Raw genomic sequence first — 24,143 nt, forward strand, 5'->3', positions numbered from 1 at the left:
GGAGTGAATGATGGAAAAGGATAAACAGATCATGACGATCATTGAAGGGCAGGCGATCGTCAAAGAAGCGCAGCGGCTGTTGAGCGCGCCTTCGCGCCGCCGCTTTCTGCGCAACGGCCTGACGCTGGGCGGCATCGCCATGCTCACCGGCTGCGATCTCAGCGATAACGCCAACGTCGAACAGGCGCTGAGCCGCATCTCTCGCTTCAACGATCGGGTACAGGGCTGGCTGTTCAATGGCGATCGCCTGGCGCCGGTCTACCCGGAATCGATGATCACCCGGCCGTTCCCGTTCAACGCTTTCTACGCCGAGGAGGACGCGCCGGACATCAACGGCGACGACTACCGGCTGGAGGTGGCGGGACTGGTGCAGGACAAACGCGCCTGGAGCCTGCCGCAGCTGCACCGCATGGCGCAGGTCAGCCAGGTGACGCGCCATATTTGCGTCGAGGGCTGGAGCGCCATCGGCAAGTGGGGCGGCGTGCCGTTCGCGACCTTTCTCAAGGCGATCGGCGCGGATCTGAGCGCCCGCTACGTCAGCTTCAAATGCGCCGACGATTACTACACCAGCATTGACATGGCTACCGCGCTGCACCCGCAGACGATTATTGCGCTGACCTATGACGGCCAGATCTTGCCGCGCAAGTACGGCTACCCGATGAAGCTGCGCATGCCGACCAAGCTGGGTTACAAGAACCCGAAACACATTCAGGTGATCGAGGTCACCAACCGCTTCCCGGGCGGTTACTGGGAAGACCAGGGTTACAACTGGTTTGGCGGCAGCTGAGGCGGCCGCCGGCCATTCTCCGGCACCCCGGTGCCTTTGACATGACGGAAGGAAATACCATGAAAAAGTTATTCGCAATGATGATGTGCAGCGCGTTGATGCTGGGCGTGGCCGGCGCCAACGCCGCCGATGGCATGAGCAAAGACGCGATGAAAAAGGACGGTATGAGCCAGATGTCGCACGACGGCATGGCCAAAGACGGCATGAAGAAAGCGTGCATGGGCAAGGAGTGCATGAAGAAAGACAAGATGGGCAAAGACGCGATGAAAAAGGATGGCATGGCGAAAGACGGTATGGCCAAAGACGGCATGAAGAAAGACGAAATGAAGAAGGACGCGATGGGGCACTAAGCCGCCGTACCCCGCGGCCGCAAGCGGGCGATCCGCGGCGGCCGTGGGCAACATAAGGAGAGAGGATGATGCTGGCGACATGGCTGCGGCGCTTTCAGCGCTCGAACGGGGACGTTATCTTTATGCGCGCGGCGCTGGTGGTGATCTTCGCCGCCTTCGGTTACGCCAAGTGGTTTGATTACGAGGCGCAGGGGCTGGTACCGCTGATCGGCAACAGCCCGCTGCTGAGCTGGATGCATCAGGCGTTCGGCATCCGCGGCGCCAGCTATGCGCTGGGCGTTGCCGAGTGGAGCTTCGGTTTGCTGCTGCTGGCGGGATTCTGGTCACGGCGGCTGGGGTTGCTGGGGGCGATCGGTTCGACGGTGACCTACCTGACCACGCTGACGCTGATCTTTTCCACGCCGGGGGCCTGGGAGCCTTCCGCCGGCGGTTTTCCGGCCATGGCCGGCGCCACCAGCTTTTTAATCAAGGATCTGGTGTTGCTGGCCGGTTCCCTGGTGCTGCTGAAAGCCGACTTGCCGGCCGAGCAGGCATAAAAAAGGGCGTAGCCTGGCTACGCCCTCTCGTGATTTATCGACCATCACATATCCGGGAAGGTCAGGGTGCCCCCCGGCGCTTCGCGATGAATGTGCAGGAAGTTCAGGTGCTTCTCGTACTGGTCGAGGATATCGCCAATCACCTGTTCCTTGCTGTAGTCCATCAGGTCGTTGCCCTGGGTGCCTTCCATCAGGAAGGTTTCCAGCCGGTAGTAGTGCGACTTGCCGGAGCGGGCGCGGTAGGTGAAGCCCGGCACCGAGTAGCGCATAGGCCAGATCTGATAGATAAAGTTCTGTTCCTCGCCCAGGCGCACCAGCAGCTCCAGGTGGTTCAGACGCTCGTCTTCGGTCGGCGGCACTTCGCTGAACTCCACTTTCGCGCCGCGCAACTCCAGCTCGCGCGCCACGTCCTGCATCGCCGGACGGCAGACTTTATCCAACATTTTCTGCGTGTACTGGGTGCCCGGGTAGTTCATCACCCGCGACAGACGCTGTTTCCAGTTGAGCACGTCGTGGCTGGAGACCGGCACCGGCGCCAGGGTACTGAGCGCACTGGCCTTGCGGTAGTCTTCCACCCGCAGCGATTTGTACAGCCCGGCCATCACGAAGAAGATCACGAAGCTGAACGGCAGGCCCATGATCACCGTGGTTTTCTGCAGCGCCGGCACGCCGTCGGTCATCAGCATGCCGATGGTCAGCAGGCCGATGGCCACCGACCAGAAAATCCGCAGCCAGTTCGGCGCATCATTATTGATGTCGGCCAGGCGCGAGGTGAAGTTGCCCAGCACCAGCGAGCCGGAGTCCGCCGAGGTGACGTAGAACAGCAGGCCGGTGATGGTGGCCACCGAGGCGCTGAAGGTGAAGCCGGGGTATTGCGCCAGCAGACTGTAGAAGCCGCGCTCCGGGAACTGCATCACTTCCTGCGCAAACTCGGCGTTGCCGTGAATGATCTGGTACAGCGCGCTGTTGCCGAAGATAGACAGCCACAGCAGGGTGAACACGAACGGTATGATCAGCGTGCCGACCACGAACTGGCGAATGGTGCGCCCGCGCGAGATTCGCGCCAGGAACAGGCCGACGAACGGCGACCACGCCACCCACCAGGCCCAGAAGAACAGCGTCCAGTTGTTCATCCACTCCACCGGCCGATCGAAGGCGAAGCTGTTGAGCGTCATGCCCATAAAGCGATTGACGTAATCGCCGACGTTGAGCACCAGCGCGTTGAGCAGGAACTCGGTGTCACCGAAGAACAGCACGAACAGGATCAGGCCCAGCGCCAGCAGCACGTTCAGCTCGGACAGGATGCGGATGCCCTTGTTGACGCCCGAGGTGACCGAGATGGTGGCCATGATCACCGACAGCAGGATCAGCGAGCCCTGCACCGTCAGGTTTTCCGGGATCTCGAACAGCACCTTGAGGCCGTAGTTGAGCTGCACCACGCCGATGCCCAGCGTGGTGGCGATGCCGAAGATGGTGCCGAGCACCGCGGCGATGTCCACGCTGTGGCCGATCGGGCCGTTGATGCGCTTACCGAAGATCGGGTACAGCGCCGAGCGGATGGTCAACGGCAGATTGTAGCGATAGCTGAAGTAGCCGAGGGCGATGCCCATCAGCGCATACATCGACCAGCCGGTCAGGCCGTAGTGGAACAGCGTCCAGACCATCGCCTGGCGCGCGGCTTCCAGCGTTTGCGCGTCACCTTCCGGCGGCATCATGTACTGGGTTACCGGCTCGGCGACCGAGAAGAACATCAGGTCGATGCCGATGCCGGCGGCGAACAGCATCGCCGCCCAGCTCATCAGGCTGAATTCCGGCTTGGACTGCTCCGGCCCGAGCTTGATCGAACCGAAGCGCGAAGCGGCGATAAACACCACGAACACGATGTACAGCGTCGCCGCCAGCAGGTAGTACCAACCGAAGGTGGCTGACACCCAATTCAGCGTGCGGGTGATCCACTGCCCGGAGAAGTCGGTGAAAAAGATGGTCATCAGCGAGAAGGCCAGGATCAGCCCCGCCGAGGTGAAGAAAACCACAGGGTTGAGGCGGTCCTGCTGCGGTTTGGAGGAGGTTTCGTGGGTTGTCATCGTCATCCTCTGAATTGAGAAAATCGTGCCGCTCCGCATTTCGGGGCGCGTTGGCCTCTGAAAAACGGGCGAATGAAGGCGGCGGCCGTCTCCGTAGAGGAGGGCCTGAATGATGCCGCTTTCGCCTGTTAATGAAGCGCCGGCGCGCTTCGCGGCGGGAACCGCTTACAGCCACTGATTTTGGTCAGATTCGTTAATTACCTCACAAAAATCAGCCAGTTCCACAACCAGATAGTACAAATTTTTAACCAGGCGGCAATAAAATATATGCAATTTTTATTGAACGTTCAATCAAAAAAAAGTTTAATAGTCCTCATGATGACCTGAATCACGGGCGAAACGGCAGTGAAATTTGCCCGCTGAGATAAGGCCGAAGTCGGTTTTGTGAGAGTCGAAATATGCCAAAGGTAGGAATGCAGCCAATCAGAAGGCAGCAGTTGATTGATGCCACGCTCGCCGCGGTAAACGAAGTGGGAATGCATGACGCCACCATCGCGCAGATCGCGCGGCGGGCCGGCGTTTCCAACGGCATCATCAGCCATTATTTCAAGGACAAGAACGGCCTGCTGGAAGCCACGATGCGCTATCTGATCAGCCATCTGGGCGAGGCGGTGAAGCTGCGCTTGCAGGCGCTGACCGATAACAGCCCGGCGGCGCGGCTGCAGGCGATCGTCGCCGGCAACTTCGACGACAGCCAGATCAACAGCGCGGCGATGAAGACCTGGCTGGCCTTTTGGGCCAGCAGTCTGCACCAACCGCAGCTCAACCGGCTGCAGCAGGTGAACGGCCGCCGGCTCTATTCCAACCTGTGCGCCGAGTTTCGCCGCGTCATGCCGCAGCCGCAGGCGCGGTTGGCGGCCAAGGGGCTGGCGGCGCTGATCGACGGACTGTGGCTGCGCAGCGCGCTGCGCGGCTCGGCGTTCAATCAGTCGCAGGCGCTGGCGCTCACGACCGAATACATCACGTTCCAACTCCGGGGGCAGACGCCGCCCGGAGGATAACCCAAGGAGATCCTATGTCCCGTTTTGGCTTGCAGAAGCTCTATATTCATGGCGCCTATGTAGACAGCACCGCTGGAAAAACCTTCAACGCCATTAACCCGGCGAACGGCGAAGTTCTGGCTGAAGTCCAGGCCGCCGGCGCTGAAGACGTCGATCGTGCGGTGGCCAGCGCGGCCAGCGGGCAGAAGGTGTGGGCGGCGATGACGGCGATGGCGCGTTCGCGCATCCTGCGTCGCGCGGTGGATATTCTGCGCGAGCGTAACGATGAGCTGGCGGCGCTGGAAACGCTGGATACCGGCAAAGCGATGTCGGAAACCACCGCGGTGGACATCGTCACCGGCGCCGACGTGCTGGAGTATTACGCCGGCCTGATCCCGGCCATTGAAGGCGAACAGATCCCGCTGCGCGAAACCTCATTCGTTTACACCCGCCGCGAACCGCTGGGCGTGGTGGCCGGTATCGGTGCCTGGAACTACCCGATTCAAATCGCGCTGTGGAAGTCCGCGCCGGCGCTGGCGGCGGGCAACGCGATGATCTTCAAACCGAGCGAAGTCACGTCGCTGACGGCGCTGAAGCTGGCGGAAATTTACACCGAAGCCGGCCTGCCGGACGGCGTGTTCAACGTGGTGACCGGCAGCGGCGCGGAGGTGGGGCAGTACCTGACCGACCATCCGGGCATCGCCAAAGTCTCTTTCACCGGCGGGGTGAAAACCGGCAAGAAGGTGATGGCCAACGCGTCGGGGTCGACGCTGAAGGAAGTCACCATGGAACTGGGCGGCAAGTCGCCGCTGATTATTTTCGACGACGCCGATCTGGATCGCGCCGTCGATATCGCCATGATGGCCAACTTCTACAGCTCCGGCCAGGTGTGCACCAACGGCACCCGCGTCTTCGTGCCGGCGGCGCTGCAGGCGCAGTTTGAGGCGAAAATCCTCGAGCGCGTGAAGCGCATTCGCCTCGGCGATCCGACCGACCCGCAGACCAACTTCGGGCCGCTGGTCAGCTTCGCGCATATGGAGTCGGTGCTGCGCTTTATCGAGAGCGGCAAGAACAGCGGCGCGCGCCTGCTGTGCGGCGGCGAACGCGTCACCCACGGCGAATTCGGCAAGGGCGCTTACGTGGCGCCGACGGTATTCAGCGACTGCCGCGACGACATGGAAATCGTGCGCGAGGAGATCTTCGGGCCGGTGATGAGCATTCTCAGCTACCAGAGCGAAGAGGAAGTGGTGCGCCGCGCCAATGACACCACCTTCGGCCTGGCTGCGGGCGTGGTGACCAACGATCTGGCTCGCGCACACCGCGTGATCCACCAGCTGGAAGCCGGTATTTGCTGGATCAACACCTGGGGCGAGTCAGCGGCGGAAATGCCGGTCGGCGGCTACAAGCAGTCCGGCGTTGGCCGCGAGAACGGCCTGACGACGCTGGAGCACTACACCCAGATCAAATCGGTGCAGGTCGAGCTGGGCGAATACGCCTCGGTATTTTAACTATCCCCGTCGTCTTTCAAGCTACAGCGTTGTTGGCTGCGAGCGCAGACCCCAGTCACTTACTTGAGTAAGCTCCTGGGGCTCTGCGCCCTTGCCGCCTAGCTGTAACTCGAAATCCATAGGGGATATATCTTTTTCGCATCCAAAACTGCCTTGTTATATTCAGCATGCGGAATTCAAGCCATTCGCATCATTCAGGCATACGAATATTTAGGAGATAATGAATGGAATTTGACTACATCATTATCGGTGCCGGTTCCGCCGGCAACGTGTTAGCCACCCGATTGACCGAGGATGCCGACGTCAGCGTCCTGCTGCTGGAAGCCGGCGGCCCGGATTACCGGATGGATTTCCGTACTCAGATGCCGGCCGCGCTGGCGTTTCCGCTGCAGGGCCGCCGCTATAACTGGGCGTATGAAACCGATCCTGAGCCGCACATGAACAATCGCCGGATGGAATGCGGCCGCGGCAAAGGGCTGGGCGGTTCGTCCCTGATCAACGGCATGTGTTACATTCGCGGCAACGCGATGGACTTCGATAACTGGGCCAAGGCGCCGGGTCTGGAAGACTGGACCTATCTGGACTGCCTGCCGTATTTCCGCAAGGCGGAAACCCGCGATATCGGCCCGAACGATTATCACGGCGGCGAGGGCCCGGTGAGCGTCACCACGCCGAAAGCCGGCAACAACGAACTGTTTCACGCCATGGTGGAAGCCGGCGTGCAGGCGGGTTACCCGCGCACCGACGATCTGAACGGCTACCAGCAAGAAGGCTTCGGCCCGATGGATCGCACCGTGACGCCGAAAGGGCGCCGCGCCAGCACCGCCCGCGGTTATCTGGATCAGGCGCGTTCGCGGCCGAACTTGAAAATCGTCACCCATGCGCTGACCGACCACATCGTGTTCGACGGCAAGCGTGCGGTGGGCGTTAACTATTTGCAGGGCGACAGCAATCAGCTGACCCACGCCAAAGCGCGGCGCGAAGTGTTGCTGTGCGCCGGCGCCATCGCCTCGCCGCAGATCCTGCAGCGTTCGGGCGTCGGCCCGGCGGCGCTGCTGAAAAGTCTGGATATCAACGTGGTGCACGATCTACCGGGCGTCGGGGAAAACCTGCAGGATCACCTGGAGATGTACCTGCAGTACGCCTGTAAGAAACCGGTGTCGCTGTACCCGGCGCTGCAATGGTTCAACCAGCCGAAGATCGGCGCGGAATGGCTGTTCAACGGCACCGGCATCGGCGCCAGCAACCAGTTCGAGGCCGGCGGTTTTATCCGCAGCCGCGCAGAGTTCGCCTGGCCGAATATTCAGTATCATTTCCTGCCGGTGGCGATTAACTACAACGGCAGCAACGCGGTGAAAGAGCACGGCTTCCAGGCGCACGTCGGCTCGATGCGTTCGCCGAGCCGCGGCCGGGTGCAGGTGAAATCGAAAGATCCGCGCCAGCACCCGAGCATTCTGTTCAACTACATGGCGACCGAGCAGGACTGGCAGGAGTTCCGCGACGCTATTCGCATCACGCGCGAGATCATGGCGCAGCCGGCGCTGGACGAGTACCGCGGCCGCGAGATAAGCCCGGGGCCGGAGGTGCAGACCGACGAGCAGCTGGACGCTTTCGTGCGCGAGCACGCCGAAACCGCCTTCCACCCGTCCTGCTCGTGCAAGATGGGCGAGGATGAGATGGCGGTGGTCGATGGTCAGGGCCGGGTGCACGGCATGGAAGGATTGCGGGTGGTGGATGCGTCGATCATGCCGCTGATCATCACCGGCAACCTGAACGCCACCACCATCATGATCGCCGAGAAGTTAGCCGATCGCATTCGCCAGCGCGCGCCGCTGCCGCGCAGCACCGCCGACTATTACGTCGCCGGCGATGCGCCGGTGCGCAAGCAGTAACCGATACGCCCTCTCGCCGTTGAGGGGGAGGGCCGCCGTAGCAAGCAACCCCTCTCCATATGCTCTTCCCCAAGGCGAGGGGGCAACTCCCTTTTATTCCTTATCCCATCATGCCGCCGGCAGCGAGATCGCCTGATCGAAACTGGTGGGCGTCGCCATACGCCACATGCGGGCATAGAACTCGCTTTTGATCTCCGGCTGCAGCAGCGCGCCCGGCTCCAGGTAGTAATAGATATCGGCGTACACCTTGATCTCGGTCGGCGTGATGCGGCGCAGCATATGGTGCGAGGTCAGCTGCTCCGGGCGGCTGACGCCGGCCGCCGCCAGCATGTCCGCCAGCGCTTTCACCGTATTTTGATGGAAGTGGTAGACGCGTTCCGCCTTGTTCGGCACCACCAGCGCCTTTTGCCGCAGCGGATCTTGCGTCGCCACGCCGGTCGGGCAGTGGTTGGTGTGGCAACTTTGCGACTGGATGCAGCCGACGGCGAACATAAAGCCGCGCGCCGAGTTCACCTAGTCGGCGCCGAGCACCAGCACGCTGGCGATGTCGAAGGCGCTGATGATCTTGCCGCTGGCGCCTACCTTGATCTGGTCACGCAGGCCGCAGCCTACCAGCGTGTTATGCACGAACAGCAGCCCTTCGCGCAGCGGCATGCCCATATAGTTGGAAAGCTCGAGCGGCGCGGCGCCGGTGCCGCCTTCCTTGCCGTCTACCACGATGAAATCCGGCAGGATGCGGGTGTGCAGCATCGCCTTGACGATGGCGACAAACTCCCACGGATGGCCGATGCACAGCTTGAAACCGACCGGCTTGCCACCTGACAGCTCGCGCAGCTGCTGGATGAAATGCATCATTTCCAGCGGAGTGGTGAAGGCGCTGTGCGACGCCGGCGAGATGCAATCGACCCCTTCCGGCACGCCGCGGGTGGCGGCGATTTCCGCATCCACCTTCTTCGCCGGCAGAATGCCGCCGTGGCCGGGTTTGGCGCCCTGGCTGAGCTTGATTTCAATCATTTTCACCTGCGGGCTTTGCGCCTGTTCGGCAAAGCGCCGCGGATCGAAATGGCCGTCGGCGGTGCGGCAGCCGAAATAGCCGCTGCCCAGCTCCCACACCAGATCGCCGTTGTTTTCCCGGTGATAGCGGCTGATGCTGCCCTCGCCGGTGTCGTGGTAGAAATTGCCCTTGGCCGCGCCGAGGTTGAGCGCGCGGATGGCATTGGCGGAGAGCGCGCCGAAGCTCATGGCCGAAATGTTGAAGATCGACGCGGAGTAGGGCTGGCGGCAGTCGGCGCCGCCGATGGTGATGCGGAAACTGGTTGGGTCGGCGGCTTCCACCGGCCGCATGGAGTGGCCGATGCACTCATAGCCGGTTTGATAGACGTCCAGCAGGGTGCCGAACGGCTTGTCGCCCATCTCGTTTTTCGCCCGGCGATACACCAGCGTGCGCTGGGTGCGCGAAAACGGGATCTCTTCATTATCCTGCTCGAGGAAATACTGGCGCAGTTCCGGACGGATGAATTCGAAGAAGAAACGCAGGCGGCCGATGATCGGGTAGTTGCGGCAGATGGCGTGGCGCTGTTGCGTGAGATCGTAGATACCCAGCACCATCAAGCCACCGCAGGCCAGGGCCGGCAGCCAGAACCACGGATGGTTGCGCATCATGATTAAGAAAACCAGGGTGAGCAAGATGCTCAGCACAAAGCAGGTGTAGCGGCTGAATAAGGACGACTTCATAACATCTCCTGATGTTTATTTTAATCCACACGACATGACTCACGGATAATCCGTGTGCAAATCGTAGCCAACAGGAGAGGATGTTGTGTGTCTGTTGCTGCTTTGTCGCTGGTTGTTACATTAATTTAACTTGGCGGGGGCGAGCCGGTTGCCGCGCGGCGTACCGCGCAACAAGCCAGGGCAGGTTATTTGCCGGCGACGAAGATGGTGCTCATGCTGCGCAGCCGCAGCTTTTTCATCGCGCTGTATTTCTGCGAGAAGATGGTTTTTGGGTGCGTACCGCGCTTTTCCGCAATGTGCAGCAGGCTGTCGCCGCGCAGCAGATTGAAGATAACGTCGCTTTCCGCCGGGCTGAGCTCGCGGGTTTTCTGCACTCTGATGCCGCCCGGTTCTTTGCTTTCCAGCAGCCGCTGGATTTTTTCCTGCAGCGAATAAAGCGGAATGCGGGTGGAGACCAACTCGACGGAAATCCCCAGGATCGACAACAGTTTCACCACGCGCTCGTCGTCATAGAACACCAACAGGCGCGTTTTGCTGTTGTACTGCTGGTGCAGGGACACCAGGCTTTCGATCACGTTGACGCTCTGTTCGAGGTTTTGCGAGGTGAAAATCAGCGCGATATCGTGCTTGGTGATCTTCTCTGCTTTGGCGCCGCCGTGCATGAAATCGGAAAACAGGCGGATATCGTACGCGCCGTAGTGTTTCTTCAGCAGCACCGACAGGCCAACATAGCTGTACTTACACTCACTAATCACAAGAACGTTGTTTTTAGACATAGGGCAAACACCAATACCGAGTTAAAAGTATTCAGCTGTAAGAAGCGAGTTCAAATCCTTGATGCTGGATTCCTTCCACAGCTTTCCCTGCAGTGCGTAATATGGCATTTCATCCAGCCATTTCTTGTGTTCGGGAGTTTCAACTCCTTCGATAATTACCTTGTAATGATTAAGGTAAAAGAAGCGCAGTAACGCGCGCATCAAGCCCTCGCCGCCGGACTTTTTCATGAAGTCCCAAAGCAGAAAACGGTCGAGCTTAACGAAGCGGAACTGGCTGTTGTACAACGCGGAAAAACCCGCATAGCCAGAACCAAAATCATCGAGCCAAAATGAATAACTATTCAATGACGGATCGCCGTGCACGCGATCTTTCACCAGCCGGGTTGAATTCTCGCTGATCTCGAAATGAATACAGCGCATAGCGTTAATTCTTTCGGCAAAGTGAGTATTCGCCAGCGATTGCAGGGAATAATCGTCAACATTCAAAGTGGCTATCACTTGGTTTTCATGAAACCAGTGTTTGTATTTATCGATCAGATTGATCTGATCCATCAAAATCTCAATCCGAGTGGCACTGTCGGCGTGGCGAAAGAACTGTTCAGGAGAAAAATGGGCATATTCGCTATTAAACGTAAAGCGAGACAGACATTCAACGGCCAGCAATTGTCCCGATTTCGCGAACATTGGCTGAAAAACATAATTAATGCCGTTATTTTTCTCTCTGAAAGAACCGCTCATTTCCCAATCCTTGGATTGATATTTAACTTGTTGATTTTAAATGATTAAAAAGAAAGTTACTCCGGGTTTATTGGTAAATTTCTTATTTAAAACGTCAGGATGGCCGAAGCGTGTCGACAGACCATTTAACGCGTAATTCGTGCCAAAGTCCAAACGTCGCAATCTGTTACTAAATGTAAATATTCGGGATAATATTCTGATTTTCAGGCCTTAATGCAAAATCTTGAACTCTGCAGCTTTCCCAAACACAGATTATTCCTATTCATATGAATCGTCAACATCGATCGATAGGTATCCGCCGATAGTTTATTCCTATCAAGAGGGGCCTTATGAATGTTTTAAACGATTTAACATTAAGAATATGCTTAGTCTATATTTCGTCCGGCAATGAGTTCATCGAGGCAACGCTCCTTTTCAGCAAGGGAGTGCTATCGCTGAGTGTATGCTCAGTGGCGGCAATATATATATAAGCCCGCCACTGAATCGATTATTTTATTGTTCTATGGAGCTGGAAATGAAAAAAGTATTATTGCCTTTGGCTGCCCTGGTATTGTCTGCAACTGCTTCCAACGCAATGGCAGCAAGCGGCACTGTTAAATTCACCGGTGAAATCAAACAGTCTACCTGCCAGGTAACTAGCGATACTCAGAATAAAGAAGTTTACCTGGGTACTTACCCAACTTCTGCTTTCCAAAACGTGGGTGACAAATCTGCATCTAAAGCTTTCCAGATCTCTCTGGAAAAATGTGATGCCGGCGATTACAGCCTGCGCTTCGACGGTAACACCGTTGCCGGCAACCCAGACCTGCTGTCCGTAAGCAACGTGGGTGGCACTGGCACTGCAGCTACCGGCGTGGGTATCGAAATCACTGACAACAACGGCAAGCCATTCGCTATCGGCGACGGTTCCAACATCAAAGACGACGTAGCGAAAGTCACCATCGCTGCTGACGGTAAAGCGACCTTCAACCTGCAGGCTCGTTACCGTTCATTCGCTGCAGTGACCGCGGGTCTGGCTAACGCCACCAGCCCGTTCACCATCGAATACAAATAATCGTCTTTCAGGACACACACGGCCAAGGATGGCCCGTAGAGGAAACCGATGAAAAAGTTCTTTGCTGCTCTGCTGATGCTGGGCGCCTTTAACAGCTACGCCGGTATCCAGGTAGATGCCACTCGCGTGATTTATAAAGGCGATGACAAATCCGCCTCGCTGCCAATCCATAACGATGCTTCAGAAGCTTATATGGTGCAGACCTGGCTGGACACCGGTGACAGAAACCAAGTGCCGAAAAATCTGCCTGTCGTTGTCGTTCCACCGATTCTGAAATTGGACGCCGCTAAAACTGCAGTTCTGCGCTTTATCTATTCCGGTACGGGTTTACCTCAGGATAAAGAAACTCTGCTGTGGATTAACGTGCAGGAAATTCCACCGGCACCGAAGCAGGAAAACGTGCTTCAGGTTGCGGTGCGTACCCGAATCAAACTTTTTTACCGGCCGGTGGCGTTGAAAACGACGCTGGACGAGCAAGTACAAAACTTGCGTTGGCAGCGTGAAGGTTCACGTCTGCAAGTGATTAACGATGGCCCGCTGCATATCACCTTTGGGGCGCTGCATTTGAAAAACAGCGCGGGCAAGACCGTGGATGTGGACGCCAATATGGTGAACCCGAAAGATCGCTTATCGATCAACATCCCGGCGGGCGTCAGCGTCGGCAACAAGATTGCTTTCAGTTATATCAACGATTTTGGCGGTAGAACGGAAGTCAAGGACGTTCCAGTACAATAAGAGAGACAGGGAATGGCAAATCAACGAAAAGTAGCAGGCGGAACGACGCGGCTGACACAGCTGATCCGAATTGCAATCATTGCCGCCAGTGCGCCGATGTTATGGAGTGAAGCGGCGCTGGCAGAGTTTAACATGTCGTTTATTCACGGCGATGAAAACCTGAGCAACGCGGAAGCGGTCGCCCAGGGCGATGCTTTGCAACCGGGCGTTTACCCATTCGACATCTACGTCAACCTGACTCAGGTCGATCATAAGGATGTTACTTTTCGTCAGGCTAAAGGCCAGGCCGCGTCTCAACCCTGCCTGAAAGTTGAAGACCTGCGCAACTACGGCATCAAACTGCCGGAAACGCTGCAGGCCGGCAGCTGCGTTGATCTGCCTGCGTTGATTAAAGACGCCACCGTCAGCTATGACGCGGCGGTGCAGCAGATCAACATTTCCGTGCCTCAGACCATGATGGATCTGAGCGCTATCGGCGCGATCCCGCCAAGCATGTACGATGAAGGCATCAACGCGCTGTTCGCCAACTATAACTTCAACTACAACAAGAACAGCTATCGCCGAGATGACGCCGACGACAGCGAGTACATGTTCCTCGCGTTGAACAGCGGCCTTAACCTGGGCAGATGGCGCCTGCGCAACAACTCCACCTGGGACAAACAGAGCGGCAGCAGCAGCAACTGGACTAACGTCTCTTCCTGGGCCGAGACCGACATCGTGCCATGGCGCAGCCGTTTGGTGATGGGGCAGGCGAGCACCAACAACAGCGTGTTCAACAGCTTCCAGTTCCGCGGGGTGCAACTCTCCAGCGTTGACGACATGCTGCCGGACAGCCTGCGCGGTTATGCGCCGGTGGTGCGCGGCGTGGCGGCAACCAACGCCCGCGTCGAAATTCGCCAGAACGGTTACGTCATCTACAGCACCAACGTCGCGCCGGGTCCTTTCGAGATCCACGACGTCTATCCGCATACCAACAACGGTGACCTGCAGGTCACCGTGAACGAGGCCGACGGTTCGCATAAAACGTTCAGCGTCGCCTACTCTTCCGTGGCCAACATGCTGCGAGAAGGCATTTGGAACTTCCAGCTGACTGCCGGTAAATACCACACCGGCGATGGCGGTTATCAGCCGAAGCTGATCCAGGGCACCGCGGCATACGGCATGAACTATGGCCTGACGCCGTTCGGCGGCGCCATCATCGCCGAACACTACCGTTCCGCCGCCGTGGGTATCGGTAAGAGCCTGGGATCGTGGGGTGCCATCTCCGTGGACGGTTCGATCTCCGATACCGAGCTGGCGAACGGCGATCGCAAACAGGGGCAGAGCTTCCGTTTCCTGTACTCCAAGTCGCTTAACCAGATGGGTACCAACTTCCAGTTGGCGGGCTATCGCTATGCGACTTCCGGTTATTATGATCTCAGTGATGCGGTCCAGGAGCGCAACCGCTGGCGCAACGGCTTTTATGCCAACGATTATTGGGATCCGAACGATCTGCAACCGGGCCAGCCTTCCTGGAGCAACAACCAGAAACGTACCCGATACACTGCGCGCTACGGCAACAAACGCGAACGCGTCGAGCTGTCGCTCAGCCAGCAGCTGTGGGCGGGCGCCAGCCTGTACGCCAACGTGAGCCACCAGAACTACTGGGGCGTGTCCGGCAACGATCGCACGATTCAGCTGGGCTACAACGATGGCTTCAAGCGCATTTCCTACGGCGTTTATCTGCAGGATACGCGCGGCCAGTACGGTTATTCCGATCGCAGCGTGAACTTCACGATGTCGATCCCGCTGGATTGGGGACAGAACAACAACTCAACCACTGCCAACTTCAGTGCGGCGCACAGCAAGCAGAGCGGCGACAGCTACTCGACCGGTATCAGCGGCACCATGCTGGACGACCGTCGCATGAACTACTCGGTCTCCACCGGGCATACGCAGTCCTCCGGTCAGAGCAGCAACCTGAACCTGGGCTACAGCAGCAGCATCGGTAACATCGACGGTAGCTATGCCTATAGCTCGAAATACCGTCAGGAAGGGCTGGGCCTCTCCGGTGGCCTGCTGGTGCACTCCGGCGGCGCGACCCTGACGCAGCCGTTGCAGAACACCATCTTGCTGGTGGAAGCGAAAGATGCCAAAGGCGTGCGTCTGGAAAACCAGCCGGGCGTGACCATCGACCGCTTCGGTTATGCAGTGGTGCCGTCGGCTACCGCTTACCGCTACAACTATGTTGCGCTGCGTACCGAAGACTTCGGCCCGGGCCTGGATGTGCCGGTGGCCAGTAAACAAGTGGTCCCGACCGAGAAATCGGTGGTGAAGGTGAGCTTCGATACCTTCAAGGGCGTCAGCCTGCTGATTCACGCTCGTCTGGGTGATAACGGCTATCCGGCCATCGGTGCCGGCGTGTTCAACGAGTCCGGCCGCAACAGCGGTACCGTGGGCCTGAACGGCGCGACCTATGTCTCCGGGGTGAAAGCGGGTGAAAAACTGACGATCAAATGGGGCCCGAAAGCCGACCAGCAATGCGTACTGCCGATCCCGGTGAACGTGGGCGACAAACAAGTGGCCATGGGATATCAGGAACTGACCCTGCAATGCCAAAAACTGTAAGGTACACCATGAACTTGAGCAAATTAGCACGTAACACACTTCTGTCGGTGGTGGGGCTGGCCGGGTTGGCGATGGCGCAACAGGCGTCGGCGATGCAGTGCCGCTTCGGCAACTCGACCGGCAATAGCAAGCCAACCGGCAGCGTGACGCAGGATATTGACGTCGGCCGTCCGATCGTGCTGGCCGCCAGCGACTTTGTGGCGGGCAACCTGATTTGGCGTTCGCAGAACTTTACCTCCACCTTTACCTGCTGGGATACAGATAGATTCCCACAGGGGGAAAACGCCTACATTTACTGGAACCCGCAAAACTCGTTCGGGGCGCTGGATAAATCGTTGTCTATTGGGGTGTCTATTAATGGCATCGACTATGATTCGGTCAACCTGCTGCAAAGCGGCAAGACGCCGACCGGTCCAAATCTGGGGCCGGGTACGATCCGCACTAACGGCAGAAGCCCGGCTGCGCCGCAGGCGGTGACGGCCACCTATTCGGTGTATATCAAGGCTACCGGGGTGAAACCGCCGGCGGGCAACTTCCAGCCGCTGGCGCGCGCGTCGCTGTTCCAGATTGACGGCGTGGGTGGCCTGAACGCCACCAAAGACAGCAACTTTAACGCCTATATCAAGGGGCTGGACAAGATCCGCGTGATCCAGTGCAACCCGCAGATCACCGTGTTGGCCAACAACGGCGCCAGCGTTGATTTCGGCGTGCTGACGACTTCCAGCGCCAAAACTGGCACTATCGCCAAGCAGGTGCCGTTTGATATCAAGGCCAGCCTGAGCGGCGGCGAATGTGCCGGCCAGTCTTTGCAGGCCAGTTTCAGCAGCACCAACGCCGATCCGTCAGACAACACGCAGATCCTGCCGACCACCAAGCCGGGCGTAGCGATCTTCCTGACTCAGCAGCGTGATACCAATAAAAAACCGATCCCACTGCAAACCAACGTGGATTTCGGCGGCGTGCTGCAGGATAAGCAGAACGAAGTGAAAGAGACCTTTATCGCGAACCTGAAGTGGTTGACCAATACGCCGAAGACCGGGGTGTTCAACGCAACCGCCAACGTCGACGTCACCTTCAAATAATCCGGTGTCGCTTCAATAAAAAAGGGGGCAGTTCTCGCGAACTGACCCCTTTTTTGTGCCTTATGCCGTGCCGATTAACGCAGCCCCATCCAGCTGGTGCAGACGCCTTCCGGCGGCTTGCCCGCATACCAACGAGGCAGCGTAGGGGCATCGTGGCGCGGTTCGGCCTCCGCCTCTACCGGCTGCGCCGGCCATTCCGCGACGTCCCAGCGGGTGGTGCGGCGATAGACTGCCGGGGTTTTGCCAAACTGTTTCTTGAAGGCGCGTGAGAACGAAGGCTGAGAGTCGAAATGGTATTGCAGGGCGATATCCAGGATCGGGCGTGGGCTGGAACGCAGCGCCTGCGCCGCCTGCGAAAGACGCCGCTCGCGGATATAGCTGCCGAGCGCGTGGCCGGTGGTGCTGCGGAACATGCGCTGCAGGTGCCATTTGGAGTAGCCCGATTTGGCGGCGACGTTATCCAGCAGCAGCGGCTGGTCCAGATGAGTTTCAATCCAGTCTAGTAAATCGTGAATGATATTGACGCGATCCATGGTTTTAGTTCTCCCGCAAAAACGACATTCAGGTCACAGTGACTTAGCTTAATTATCCAAGAATATGCTTTGATAATAGGCGTGAGTGCGCCGTTACGCAAGGGTAAACCGGGGGTAAAAAGGTGGCCAAAAATGCTCTTTGAACGGCAGGGGGATAAAAGAAAGGCCGCATAAAGCGGCCTTTTCAGCAGGAAACGAGTGGAAAATCAGTTAGTTTCCGGCTTCACTTCAATGTAGTTCAGACCCAGTACGCTGCTGGTGTAGCCGCGGATCTTGTTGGTCATCTCGATATCGCCGTTCAGCTTGTGGCCGTAGGACGGGATGATCTCTTTCAGCTTGCTCTGCCATTCCGGCGTCGCCACTTTGTCTTTGAACACGGTTTCCATCAGGTGCAGCATGATTGGCGCAGCGGTGGAAGCGCCCGGCGAAGCGCCCAGCAGAGCGGCGATGCTGCCGTCTTCAGAGCTGACGACTTCGGTGCCGAACTGCAGCACGCCGCCTTTATCTGCGTCTTTCTTGATGATCTGTACGCGCTGGCCTGCGGTCCACAGCTTCCAGTCTTCCTGCTTGGCGTCCGGGAAGTACTCTTTCAGCGCGGCGAAGCGATCGTCGTCGTTCATCATCAGCTGGCCGACCAGGTATTTCACCAGATCGAAGTTATCCAGACCAACGTGGGTCATCGGCATCAGGTTCGAGGTGCTCAGCGAGTGCATCAGATCGAACAGCGAACCGTTCTTCAGGAACTTGCTGGAGAAGGTGGCGAACGGCCCGAACAGCAGCACGCGCTTGCCGTCCAGCATGCGGGTATCCAGGTGTGGCACGGACATCGGCGGCGAACCTACGCTGGCCAGGCCATACACTTTGGCCAGGTGCTGGTTGGCGATCGCCGGGTTGGTGGTGACCAGGAACTGGCCGCCGACCGGGAAGCCGCCGTAGCCGTCGGCTTCTGGGATGCCGGATTTCTGCAGCAGGGTCAGGGACGCGCCGCCGGCGCCGATGAACACGAACTTGGCGTTAACGGTGGTTTCTTTACCGTCGCGGTTCAGATCGGCAACGGTCACGCTCCAGGTCTGGTCGGCGTTGCGCTTGATGTCGCGCACTTCGTGGCTCAGGTTCAGCTTGAACTTGTCGCTGGTGCTCAGCGCGTCAACCAGCTGGTGGGTGATCACGCCGAAGTTAACGTCGGTACCCAGCGGCATGCGGGTCGCGGCGATTTTCTGCGCCGGATCGCGGCCGTTCATCACCAGTGGCGCCCACTGTTTGATTTGCGCAGGATCTTCGGAGTATTCCATGCCGCGGAACAGGGTGCTGTGCTGCAGCGCCGCGTAGCGTTTACGCAGGAAGTTGACGTTGTCGTCACCCCACACAAAGCTCATGTGTGGCACGCTGTTAATGAAGGATTTCGGATCTTTCAGGACAGCGTTCTTCACCTGATAAGACCAGAACTGGCGGGAGATTTCGAAAGACTCGTTGACCTTCACCGCCTTGCTGATGTCGATGGTGCCATCGGCTTTTTCCGGCGTGTAGTTCATTTCGCTAAAGGCGGAGTGGCCGGTACCAGCGTTGTTCCAGCCGTTGGAGCTCTCTTCCGCCACGCCGTTCATGCGCTCGTACATGTCGATGGTCCAGGTCGGCTCCAGCTCATGCAGATAGGTACCCAAGGTCGCGCTCATGATGCCGCCGCCGATCAACACCACGTCGACGGTTTTATTCTTCTCTTCAGCCGCTGCCTGCTGCGTAACGCTAAACAGGCTGAGACTGAAAATCAGGACGAGTAATTTTCTCATTGAATTAAATCTCTTGTGTGTAAATTCTACTCATTGCAGGTGAAAGAATTTAGCGGGAGTTACCCTGGAAAATAATGAAGCCGACCGCCCGGCGTGAGCCGATAGGCAGCGATAATGCCTTTTTGTTAATAGGGTTTTTAACGAAAAGTGAACTATTGCAGGCCGTCCGGATGCAAATTGATCGGTTCACGTTACTGGCGGGGTATTATTGTTTGCGAGAATGTTAAAAACTACTTTTGTAACTAAAAAAAATGAATATAAGCAAAAAACGGCCGGTTGCTGTCGCAGGAATAAACAGAGAGGGGAGAAAGGCCGTATAACCGCGTTATTTTCAGGGGTTAATTGTCGCGCAATTAAACGTTATTTCGTTATCACACAATAATTGCGGTTAAATTGCAAATACGCATCGGTAACCAATAATAAATGGCCGCCGTTGCGGGCGGCCAGGATTCACAAGGCGGTTACTTGATGCCCATCGCATCGCGCATGGTGAAGAACAGATCGGTCTGATCGGTCAACCCCACCACATTGGCGGCGTGCGGGCCATAGGCCGCGACGCGCAGCTGGGTGCCGGTGTGCCCCTGCGATTCTTCTTCCGAGTTGCCGTAGCTGAGGGTCATCGGCGCGCCGTCTTTGGTGGTCAGTGTCTGGGTCAGGCCCGGCGCTTTGGCGTCGGCGGCGACGATCTGGCTGGAGTGCGCGTGGTCGGCGGTGACGATCACCAGCGTGTTGCCGTCGGCGCGGGCGAAGGCCAGCGCTTTTTGCACCGCTTCGTCCAGATCGACGGTTTCACCAATCTGCCCGCACGGGTTGGCGGCGTGATCCTGCTTATCGATCGACGCGCCCTCTACCTGCAGGAAGAAACCGTTCGGGTTGTCTTTCAGCAGCGCGATCGCTTTTTCGGTCATCGCCGCCAGCGTTGGCGTGGCCGCGGTGCGCGCCGGGTTGTTTTCGCAGGTTACCGCCGGCTTGTCGAGGTTGCCGTGATAGCTGGCTTTCGGCCCCAGCCAGCGCACCGGCATGTTGCCGTCGGCGAACAGGCCCAGCAGCGGTTTTTGCTGATTGGCCAGGGTAACGGCCTGCAGTTCATCCGCATTGCTCACCCACTGGTAACCCTGCGCTGCCGCCTGGTCCTTCAGAGATTTTCCTTGCCATTCGCCGCTTTTCGCCAGTTGGTTGAAGGATTTCGCGCCGCCGCCCAGCGTGACGTCGGCGCGGGTTTTCAGCAACTGCTCGGTGATGGAGCCGCGGCCGCCGTTTTCCAGCGCGTTAGCAGCGCATTTCTCGCTGGTTTCCTCCGGGCCGTAGCATTTGCGCGAGGTGACGTGCGACACCAGCGCCGCCGGCGTAGCGTCCTGCAGTTCGGCGGTGGAGACGTTGCCGGTGGCCTTGCCGGCCGCTTTGGCGATCTCCAGCAGCGTTGGCTGGTCTTTGCCGTTCACGTCCACGCCGAGCGCGCCGTTATAGGTTTTCACCCCGGTGGCCCAGGCGGTGGCGGAGGCGGCGGAGTCGGTTACGTAATCCGGTTTGTGGGTTTTCTTGTCCAGCGAGTAGTGGGTGTATTGCCCGGTCAGCGGCAGAGCGTCGATACCCTTGAAGTAACCGCCTGCGCCTTCGGCGTAGTTACGCGCGGCGGTGATCTCGGAATCCCCCATGCCGTCGCCAATCAGCAGGATCACGTTTTTCACCGTTTTGTCCGACAGCGACGCCTTCAGCGCGGCGGTCTGATCGCCGGCCAGACGACGGGCACCGCCCGGCTCGGTGAGGGTGCCGCGCGCGGCGCGCTCGGTCAGGCCATCGGCATTGGCCGAGGTTTCCGCCGCGATGGCGGAAGAACAGAGCAGGGCGGACAGCACGGCGCCGGCGATCAGGGATACAGCAGGTTGCATGGGGTAAGCTCCTTGTCGTAATACAACAATGTAAATAACATCAAATTGTTACGTAAGGAGAGTAGAGCAGAGGGATGACAATTTTATGACAGCGAAAGACGGGATGGCCCGGCGGCCACCCCGTTTGGCGTCAGGCCGCGCGCGCCGGGATAGACAGCCCGCGCTGCACCGCCGACCGCGCCAGACCTCGCTCCAGCCACTGCGCGACGCGCGGGAAACTGTCGAACTCCACCAGCTCGCGCGCCTCATAAAAGCCGATCAGGTTACGCACCCAGCCCAGCAGCGAGATATCGGCGATGGTGTAGTCCGCGCCCATGATCCAGTCGCGGCCTTCAAGGCGCGTTTCCAGCACGCCGAGCAGGCGTTTCGATTCGTTCTTGTAGCGCTCCAGCGGCCGTTTGTCTTCATACTCGCGTCCGGCAAACTTGTGGAAGAAACCGAGCTGGCCGAACATCGGGCCGACGGCGGCCATCTGGAAGAACACCCACTGAATGGTTTCATAACGCTGCGCCGGATCCTGCGGCAGGAAACGGCCGCTCTTTTCCGCCAGGTAGAGCAGAATGGCGCCGGATTCGAACAGCGGCAGCGGTCGGCCGCTGGGGCCATCGGGATCGATGATCGCCGGGATCTTGCCGTTCGGGTTCAGCGCCAGAAATTCCGGCGTCCAGGTTTCGTTGTTGCCGATGTCGATCAGGTGCGCTTCATAAGGCAGGCCGATCTCTTCCAACATGATGGATACTTTGACGCCGTTCGGCGTCGGCAGGGAATAGAGCTGCAGCCGTTCCGGGTGCTGAGCCGGCCAGCGTTTGACGATCGGGAATTGGGTGGAATCGAGCATGGAAACTCCTCGGGTTGGCGGGGTCGCTTAAGCGTACCCCTTGAGTATTGCAGTAAAACTACCCCGCCGCCGGGTTACACCGTGAGCTCAAAATGTGCGGCCAGCGCTTTTTTACCGGCGGGAGTCAGCTGCAGCTCGCGGCTGTCGAGCCGGCGGACGATCCAGCCGCGTTGAATAAAGGCGGCCAGCAGCGCGGCGCCCAGTGCGCCACCGAGGTGAGATCGGCGTTCGCTCCAGTCCAGGCAGCCGCAGGCGAAGCGGCGGCGGGTGGGGGCGGGGGAGCAATCGACGCCCAGCCGCGCCAGCGCGGCCTGACCGACGTCGCTTAACCGGTAGTCTTCCTCACCGCTCAGCCAGTTCAGCGCATGCAGCCGATCGTGCAGCTTCACCGCCACCTCGCCCGCCATGTGGTCGTAGCAGGTGCGGGCATATTGCAGCGTGGTGGGCGTGCTGCTTTTCACCGACGGGCGCGGTACGCCCGCCAGCGCCATCAGGCCTTCCAGCGCTTCGGCCACCGGCTGACCGGCCAGCCGGAAATAGCGATAGCGCCCCTGTTTGACGCAGGCGATCAGCCGCTGCTCCAGCAGTTTCGCCAGATGCGCGCTGGCGGTGGACGGGGCGACCTCGACCGCCGCGCTGAGCTCGGTGGCGGTGTAGGCGCGCCCATCCATCAACAGGCACAGCATGCGTGCCCGGGTGCGGTCGGCGATGGCGGCGCTCAACGCCGCTAAACGATCTTCTATGTCGATGTTATGCATACTTCGAGGTTAGGCGAAGTATGACTGCGCGTCCAGCGCTAGCCTGTGGTTATCGCCATCTGGTACCGAGGGAGAAAACCATGTCCGTATGTCCTTATGCCGCCGCGCTCGCCGCCGAGCCGCAGATGCACTATCGCGCCTTGCCGCCCCTGAGCTGGGATAGCGCATGGCAATGTTGGGTGGCCACTACGCCGCAGTGGGTGAGGGAAGCGCTGCTCAATGCCGATCTCGGCGTGCGGCCGGCCGATGAGCCGGTGCCGGCGGCCTTGCTGGAGACGCCGATGGCGCCGCTTTTCGCCGGGCTGGCGCGAATGCGCGACGGCGAGGAGCATCGCACGCTTAAGGCGGCGCTGCAGCGGGCGTTAGCTTCCTGCGACGATACTCTGATTCAGCAAACCGCGGCACTGTGCGCGGCGCGGTTAGCGTCAAAGGCCCCCGAGGCGGCGGCGATCACCCGCTTTAACTACGGGTTGCCGGTCTGCACCCTCGGCGCATTGTTGGGCGCGCCTGAAGCGCAGTGGCAACATCTTATCGACGACAGCCTGGACTTTGTCCGCTGTATCGCGCCCGGCGGCACGCAGCAGCAGCTGGCACGCGGCATTGCGGCGGCGCAGCGGCTCTGTGCCCGGCTGGCGACGGGGAATGGCGTGCTGCGCCAGGCCCTGGTGCGGGAGATCGGCGACGCCCGGCTTGTGTCGGCCAATGCGCTCGGCCTGCTGTTTCAGGCCTGTGAGGCGACGGCGGGCTGGCTCGGGCAGGCGTATTTGCTGGCACGGCAGAACGGCGAAGTGGACACCGCGCTGGATCGGGTGCGGGCGCTGACGCCACCTATCCAAAACACGCGCCGTTTCGTCTTACGCGAGACGCAGCTTGCCGGTTGTACGCTGCGCGTGGGGCAGACCGTCTTGCTGTTGCTCGGCACCGACGGCGAACTGGCCTTCGGCGCAGGGGCACACCGCTGCCCGGGCGAACGCTGGGCGAGGATTATCGCGCGCTGCGGCGTGGCGCATCTGTGTTCGCTGAATATTGATGAGCGGGCGTTGGAATCGGTGCGGTGGCGCCATTCCTACAATGCACGCGTACCTGAGTTTTACCGTTGAGAGGAAACGATAATGATCGCCGTGATTTTTGAACTGCAGGCCGCCGACGGGCAGCGTGATACCTATCTGGCGCTGGCGGCAGAGCTGAAGCCGCTGCTGGCGCAGATCGACGGATTCATTTCCATCGAGCGCTTTCAAAGCCTGGCCGATCCTGCGCGCCTGCTGTCGCTCTCCTTCTGGCGCGACGAGGCAGCGGTGCAGCAGTGGCGCAATCTCGAGCAGCACCGGGCGGCGCAGGCGCGCGGCCGTGGCGAGGTGCTGGCGCAGTATCGGCTGCGGGTGGCGGAGGTGGTGCGGGACTACGGGTTGGAGAAACGCGATCAGGCGCCGCAGGATAGCCGTGGCTATCACCGCACCTGAAGAAAGCCCGCCGGC

At 59.2% G+C, this 24,143-nt stretch carries 20 protein-coding genes and 1 pseudogene; 12 read left to right on the plus strand and 9 right to left on the minus strand.

Translation table 11 applies throughout. The annotated features are described in order from the left end of the window. The first annotated feature begins 10 nt into the window (after positions 1-10). The 3 genes from QOL81_RS10065 (at position 11) to QOL81_RS10075 (ending at position 1,673) form a co-directional block, all read left to right on the plus strand. Positions 11-787, plus strand: coding sequence for a molybdopterin-dependent oxidoreductase (locus QOL81_RS10065; RefSeq protein ID WP_070914007.1), 777 nt, complete (start codon positions 11-13; stop codon positions 785-787). A 59-nt stretch (positions 788-846) separates the two neighbouring features. Beyond that, positions 847-1,137 (plus strand): pentapeptide MXKDX repeat protein, encoded by a 291-nt coding sequence (locus QOL81_RS10070; RefSeq protein WP_049272450.1) that lies wholly within the window; start codon positions 847-849, stop codon positions 1,135-1,137. 65 nt (positions 1,138-1,202) lie between these two features. Further along, positions 1,203-1,673, plus strand: coding sequence for a YkgB family protein (locus QOL81_RS10075; protein WP_033637683.1), 471 nt, complete (start codon positions 1,203-1,205; stop codon positions 1,671-1,673). Positions 1,674-1,717: 44 nt separating this feature from the next. On the opposite strand, the gene QOL81_RS10080 is transcribed toward QOL81_RS10075, so the two are convergent. Then, positions 1,718-3,757, minus strand: a complete 2,040-nt coding sequence (locus QOL81_RS10080; protein WP_060421320.1) for a choline transporter — start codon at positions 3,755-3,757, stop codon at positions 1,718-1,720. A gap of 398 nt (positions 3,758-4,155) precedes the next feature. Between QOL81_RS10080 and betI the strand changes: the two genes are divergently transcribed. From betI to betA, 3 genes are all read left to right on the plus strand, one after another. After that, positions 4,156-4,758 carry a transcriptional regulator BetI gene (gene betI / locus QOL81_RS10085; RefSeq protein ID WP_038880897.1) on the plus strand — a complete coding sequence of 201 codons (603 nt, stop codon included), beginning with the start codon at positions 4,156-4,158 and terminating at the stop codon, positions 4,756-4,758. A 14-nt stretch (positions 4,759-4,772) separates the two neighbouring features. Beyond that, positions 4,773-6,245, plus strand: a complete 1,473-nt coding sequence (betB, locus tag QOL81_RS10090) for a betaine-aldehyde dehydrogenase (protein ID WP_197757566.1) — start codon at positions 4,773-4,775, stop codon at positions 6,243-6,245. 224 nt (positions 6,246-6,469) lie between these two features. Further along, positions 6,470-8,137 (plus strand): choline dehydrogenase, encoded by a 1,668-nt coding sequence (gene betA, locus QOL81_RS10095; protein WP_060421324.1) that lies wholly within the window; start codon positions 6,470-6,472, stop codon positions 8,135-8,137. A gap of 108 nt (positions 8,138-8,245) precedes the next feature. Here the strand turns inward: betA and QOL81_RS10100 are convergent. The 3 genes and pseudogenes from QOL81_RS10100 to QOL81_RS10110 all read right to left on the minus strand — a co-directional run bounded on the left by QOL81_RS10100 (position 8,246) and on the right by QOL81_RS10110 (position 11,385). Next, positions 8,246-9,871, minus strand: a pseudogene (locus QOL81_RS10100) (FMN-binding glutamate synthase family protein). A 185-nt stretch (positions 9,872-10,056) separates the two neighbouring features. Next, positions 10,057-10,647, minus strand: a complete 591-nt coding sequence (locus tag QOL81_RS10105) for a LuxR family transcriptional regulator (RefSeq protein ID WP_004939094.1) — start codon at positions 10,645-10,647, stop codon at positions 10,057-10,059. Positions 10,648-10,668: 21 nt separating this feature from the next. After that, positions 10,669-11,385 (minus strand): EAL domain-containing protein, encoded by a 717-nt coding sequence (locus QOL81_RS10110; RefSeq protein ID WP_033637688.1) that lies wholly within the window; start codon positions 11,383-11,385, stop codon positions 10,669-10,671. A gap of 514 nt (positions 11,386-11,899) precedes the next feature. Between QOL81_RS10110 and QOL81_RS10115 the strand changes: the two genes are divergently transcribed. The 4 genes from QOL81_RS10115 to QOL81_RS10130 are packed head-to-tail and all read left to right on the plus strand — an operon-like array spanning position 11,900 to position 16,863. Beyond that, entirely contained in the window at positions 11,900-12,439 is a 540-nt protein-coding gene (locus QOL81_RS10115; protein WP_060421329.1) for a fimbrial protein, read from the plus strand. Between the two features lie 48 nt (positions 12,440-12,487). Continuing rightward, positions 12,488-13,174, plus strand: a complete 687-nt coding sequence (locus QOL81_RS10120; RefSeq protein WP_038880905.1) for a fimbrial biogenesis chaperone — start codon at positions 12,488-12,490, stop codon at positions 13,172-13,174. Between the two features lie 12 nt (positions 13,175-13,186). Further along, entirely contained in the window at positions 13,187-15,781 is a 2,595-nt protein-coding gene (locus QOL81_RS10125) for a fimbria/pilus outer membrane usher protein (RefSeq protein WP_060421332.1), read from the plus strand. A gap of 14 nt (positions 15,782-15,795) precedes the next feature. Further along, the gene (locus QOL81_RS10130; RefSeq protein WP_369819303.1) at positions 15,796-16,863 is read left to right on the plus strand and encodes a fimbrial protein; all 1,068 of its coding nucleotides are present in this window, start codon (positions 15,796-15,798) and stop codon (positions 16,861-16,863) included. A 74-nt stretch (positions 16,864-16,937) separates the two neighbouring features. On the opposite strand, the gene QOL81_RS10135 is transcribed toward QOL81_RS10130, so the two are convergent. The 5 genes from QOL81_RS10135 to QOL81_RS10155 all read right to left on the minus strand — a co-directional run bounded on the left by QOL81_RS10135 (position 16,938) and on the right by QOL81_RS10155 (position 22,668). Further along, the gene (locus tag QOL81_RS10135; RefSeq protein WP_019454454.1) at positions 16,938-17,396 is read right to left on the minus strand and encodes a helix-turn-helix domain-containing protein; all 459 of its coding nucleotides are present in this window, start codon (positions 17,394-17,396) and stop codon (positions 16,938-16,940) included. Positions 17,397-17,602: 206 nt separating this feature from the next. Next, on the minus strand, positions 17,603-19,183 hold the full coding sequence (locus QOL81_RS10140; protein WP_047728189.1) for a malate:quinone oxidoreductase: 1,581 nt from the start codon (positions 19,181-19,183) through the stop codon (positions 17,603-17,605). A 461-nt stretch (positions 19,184-19,644) separates the two neighbouring features. Beyond that, positions 19,645-21,072, minus strand: a complete 1,428-nt coding sequence (gene phoA, locus QOL81_RS10145; protein ID WP_033646822.1) for an alkaline phosphatase — start codon at positions 21,070-21,072, stop codon at positions 19,645-19,647. Positions 21,073-21,202: 130 nt separating this feature from the next. Next, positions 21,203-21,910, minus strand: a complete 708-nt coding sequence (locus tag QOL81_RS10150) for a glutathione S-transferase N-terminal domain-containing protein (RefSeq protein ID WP_283439801.1) — start codon at positions 21,908-21,910, stop codon at positions 21,203-21,205. A 74-nt stretch (positions 21,911-21,984) separates the two neighbouring features. Next, a complete protein-coding gene (locus QOL81_RS10155; RefSeq protein WP_060421342.1) occupies positions 21,985-22,668 on the minus strand; it encodes an ArsR/SmtB family transcription factor in 684 nt (227 codons plus the stop codon). 80 nt (positions 22,669-22,748) lie between these two features. Here QOL81_RS10155 and QOL81_RS10160 point away from each other — a divergent pair, with 80 nt between their 5' ends. Together QOL81_RS10160 and QOL81_RS10165 are read left to right on the plus strand one after the other, a co-directional pair. Next, a complete protein-coding gene (locus tag QOL81_RS10160; protein WP_060421343.1) occupies positions 22,749-23,768 on the plus strand; it encodes a cytochrome P450 family protein in 1,020 nt (339 codons plus the stop codon). Between the two features lie 12 nt (positions 23,769-23,780). Continuing rightward, positions 23,781-24,128 carry an antibiotic biosynthesis monooxygenase family protein gene (locus tag QOL81_RS10165; RefSeq protein ID WP_060421344.1) on the plus strand — a complete coding sequence of 116 codons (348 nt, stop codon included), beginning with the start codon at positions 23,781-23,783 and terminating at the stop codon, positions 24,126-24,128. The last annotated feature ends 15 nt before the right edge of the window (positions 24,129-24,143 follow it).

It is taken from the genome of Serratia sp. CC22-02, from assembly GCF_900182895.1.
GTDB lineage: Bacteria > Pseudomonadota > Gammaproteobacteria > Enterobacterales > Enterobacteriaceae > Serratia > Serratia nevei.